General features: G+C 62.9%; 3 protein-coding genes and 1 pseudogene. All 4 read left to right on the top strand.

The annotated features are described in order from the left end of the window. Nucleotides 1-32 precede the first annotated feature (32 nt). Nucleotides 33-1,136, top strand: a complete 1,104-nt coding sequence (sfnG, locus tag EN964_RS29595; protein ID WP_127270760.1) for a dimethylsulfone monooxygenase SfnG — start codon at nucleotides 33-35, stop codon at nucleotides 1,134-1,136. 112 nt (nucleotides 1,137-1,248) lie between these two features. Further along, nucleotides 1,249-2,184: an ABC transporter ATP-binding protein gene (locus tag EN964_RS29590; RefSeq protein WP_127270762.1), complete on the top strand. Its 936-nt coding sequence runs from the start codon at nucleotides 1,249-1,251 to the stop codon at nucleotides 2,182-2,184. Continuing rightward, nucleotides 2,181-3,080 carry a branched-chain amino acid ABC transporter permease gene (locus EN964_RS29585; protein WP_127271920.1) on the top strand — a complete coding sequence of 300 codons (900 nt, stop codon included), beginning with the start codon at nucleotides 2,181-2,183 and terminating at the stop codon, nucleotides 3,078-3,080. The genes EN964_RS29590 and EN964_RS29585 overlap by 4 nt, the downstream gene beginning before the upstream one ends. Before the next feature lie 3 nt (nucleotides 3,081-3,083). Continuing rightward, nucleotides 3,084-3,306: pseudogene (locus EN964_RS29580) on the top strand (hypothetical protein); the annotation flags it as partial.

Raw genomic sequence — 3,306 nt, 5'->3', positions numbered from 1 at the left:
ATCAATGACACGGCCTGAATGGGAGACATTTCATGGCACACGCAGAGACCGACGCGATCAAGTTTGCCTACTGGGTGCCGAATGTTTCGGGCGGCCTGGTGATCTCCAACATCGAGCAGCGCACCAACCATTCGGCCGAGTATAACCGCAAGCTGGCGCAGATCGCCGAGAGGTCCGGCTTCGACTACGCGCTCAGCCAGATCCGTTTCACCGCTGGCTACGGCGCCGACGAACAGCATGAATCGGTGGCGTTCAGCCATGATCTGCTGGCGGCGACCACCACGCTCAAGGTCATCGCCGCGATCCTGCCCGGGCCATGGAACCCGGCGCTGGCGGCCAAGCAGATCGCCACCATCAGCTACCTGACCAACGGCCGCGTCGCGATCAATCTTGTCTCCGGCTGGTTCCGCGGCGAGTTCCACGCCATTGGCGAGCATTGGCTCGACCATGACGAGCGCTACCGCCGCTCGGAAGAATTCATTCGTGCGCTGCGCGGAATATGGACTGAAGACAGCTTCACCTTCCGTGGTGATTTCTACCGCTTCAACGAATATTCGCTGAAGCCGAAGCCGCCGCAGCCGCTGCCCGAAATCTTCCAGGGTGGCTCGTCGCGCGCCGCACGCGACATGGCATCACGGGTTTCGGACTGGTACTTCACCAACGGCAACACGCCGGCTGAAATCGCCAAGCAGGTCGACGACCTCAGGGCCAAGGCGAAGGCCAACAACCATTCCGTCAAGGTCGGCGTCAACGCTTTCGCTGTCGTTCGCGAGACCGAGGAGGAGGCCAAGACGGTGCTCGCCGAAATCATCGCCAAGGCCAATCCCGAAGCGGTCAATGCTTTCGGCCATGAGGTCAAGAACGCCGGTAAGGCCTCGCCGGAAGGTGAGGGCAATTGGGCGAAATCGTCCTTCGACGACCTGGTCCAGTACAATGACGGCTTCCGCTCCAACCTGATCGGCACCCCCAGGCAGGTCGCTCAACGCGTCGTCGACCTGAAGCGCGCGGGTGCGGATCTCATCCTGCTCGGTTTCCTGCACTTCCAGGAAGAGGTCGAGTATTTCGGCAAGCATGTCATCCCACTCGTTCGCGAACTGGAAGATGCCGAGGCGGCGGCGTCGCTGGCGGCGGAGTAGTCACCCCATAGGCACGCCGGGCAGGCGCCGGCCTGCACACATGAAGCTTGCCCGGCGCGCTGATCCGTCGGGCGGCAATAGGATTTTGCGCGCCTAATCGAGGACGATTGGAATGCCGTTGCCCAGTTATACGCTCGGAGTGATGGACGCTTCGGTCTATGCGCCGGAAGTCTTTGCACGCGGCTTGCCGTCAGGCCTGCGGTTGGAGCAGTCGTTCGAAGATGCCGCCTGGCCGGCAGGGTCCGTTGCCGACGCCGCCTCTCCCTTGCTCGCGCTTCAGGGCATAAGCCTGTCGTTTGGCGGCGTCGTCGCACTTGCCGATATCGACCTGTCGGTTCTACCAGGCGAGATCCGTGCCATCATCGGCCCTAACGGGGCCGGCAAGAGCTCGCTGATCAACGTCATCAGCGGCGTCTACAGGCCGGATCGTGGCCATGTCCAGCTCGACGGTACCTTCTATGCCCAGGTCCCGACGCAGCGGCTGGCCCATCTCGGCGTCGCCAGAACCTTCCAGAACCTTGCACTGTTCAAGGGCCTCAGCGTCCTCGACAATATCGCCTCTGGCCTTGCCTACAAGGTTCGCTCCAACTTTGCCGGCCAGGTGCTCGGCATCGGCCGCTCGCGTGGCGAGCAGCGCGATTCACGCAGCCGTGCCGAACAGGTCCTCGAATTCCTCCATCTCACCGCCATTCGCGACCGTCTTGTCGGCACCTTGCCTTATGGGCTGCAGAAGCGTGTCGAATTGGCCCGCGCTCTGGTGGCCGAGCCGCGCCTGCTTTTGCTCGACGAGCCGATGGCCGGCATGACAGCGAGCGAAAAGAGCGAGATGGCGGCTTTCGTCCGTGCCGCGCGCGATCGTTTCGCCACCACCGTGGTGTTGATCGAGCACGATGTCGGCGTCGTCATGGGTCTGTCCGATCGAATCGCCGTCCTCGACTACGGCCGCAAGATCGCCGACGCCACGCCCGATGAAGTCAGGAACGACCAGCGCGTCATCGATGCTTATCTCGGCGTCGCCTCGGACAATGAAGACGGGGCAGGCATATGATCGCCGGTTTCGACTACCAGTTCTTCATCGAAGTGCTCGTCGGAGGCCTGCTCTCAGGCGTCATGTATTCGCTTGTCGCGATCGGCTTCGTGCTCATCTACAAGACCTCGGGCGTGCTCAATTTCGCGCAAGGCGCGATGCTGCTGTTTGCGGCACTCACCTTCGTCAGCCTTGTCGAGCGCGGCATTCCCTTCGCGCTGGCGCTGGTGGTCACCTTCGCCATCATGGTGGCGATCGGCATCGCCATCGAGCGCACGGTGCTCAGGCCACTGACCAACAAGCCGCCGATCACCCTGTTCATGGCGACGCTTGGCCTGTCCTACATCATCGAAGGCGCTGCCCAGCTGATCTGGGGCACGCAGGTCCACGGCCTCGATCTCGGCATCGAGGATGTGCCGCTGGAAATCGGCGGCGTGCTGATCAGCCAGTTCGATATTTTCGCGGCCGTGGTTGCTTCCGGCATGGTCCTCTTGCTGTCGCTGTTCTTCCGCTACACCCGCATCGGCCTCTCCTTCCGCGCAGTCGCCGACGATCAGTTCGCGGCACTCGCGGTCGGCCTCAGGCTACCCCTGATCTGGGCCACTGTATGGGCCGCCGCCGGCCTCGTCGCGCTGGTGGCCGGACTGCTGTGGGGCGCACGCCTCGGCGTGCAGTTCTCGCTGTCGCTGGTGGTGCTCAAGGCGCTGCCGGTGCTGGTGCTCGGCGGTTTCGATTCCATCCTCGGCGCCATCGTCGGCGGCCTCTTGATCGGCGCCAGCGAGAAGCTCGCCGAAGTCTATATCGGCGACTATTTCGGCGGCGGCATAGAGAGCTGGTTTGCCTATGTCGTCGCGCTCGTCTTCCTGCTGATCCGCCCTTCCGGCCTGTTCGGCCAGAAGCTCGTCGAGAGGATCTGAACGATGACCGCGATAACAAGCGATTTCGCCGCTGCGCCGGTGCTGCCGAAATGGGTCGTGCCCGTGCTTTTGCTCGCTTTCGCTTACGGCGTCGTGCCGCTGATCGGCTCAAGCTATCTGTTCGAGGCCATCCTGCTGCCTTTCCTGGCGCTCAGCCTTGCCGGCGTGGGCTTGAACATCCTGACCGGCTATGCCGGCCGCCATGAAAGCAGCACTGCCAAGCGAC

The sequence above is a fragment of the Mesorhizobium sp. M7A.F.Ca.CA.001.10.2.1 genome, from assembly GCF_003998575.1.
Taxonomy (GTDB): Bacteria; Pseudomonadota; Alphaproteobacteria; order Rhizobiales; family Rhizobiaceae; genus Mesorhizobium.
This window is presented reverse-complemented; position numbering and strand designations above follow the sequence as displayed.

What these genes read in the sequence shown, in the direction of transcription:
- sfnG (WP_127270760.1), top strand. Translation starts at nt 33, where the DNA reads ATGGCACACGCAGAGACCGACGCGATCAAGTTTGCCTACTGGGTGCCG.
- EN964_RS29590 (WP_127270762.1), top strand. Translation starts at nt 1,249, where the DNA reads ATGCCGTTGCCCAGTTATACGCTCGGAGTGATGGACGCTTCGGTCTAT.
- EN964_RS29585 (WP_127271920.1), top strand. Translation starts at nt 2,181, where the DNA reads ATGATCGCCGGTTTCGACTACCAGTTCTTCATCGAAGTGCTCGTCGGA.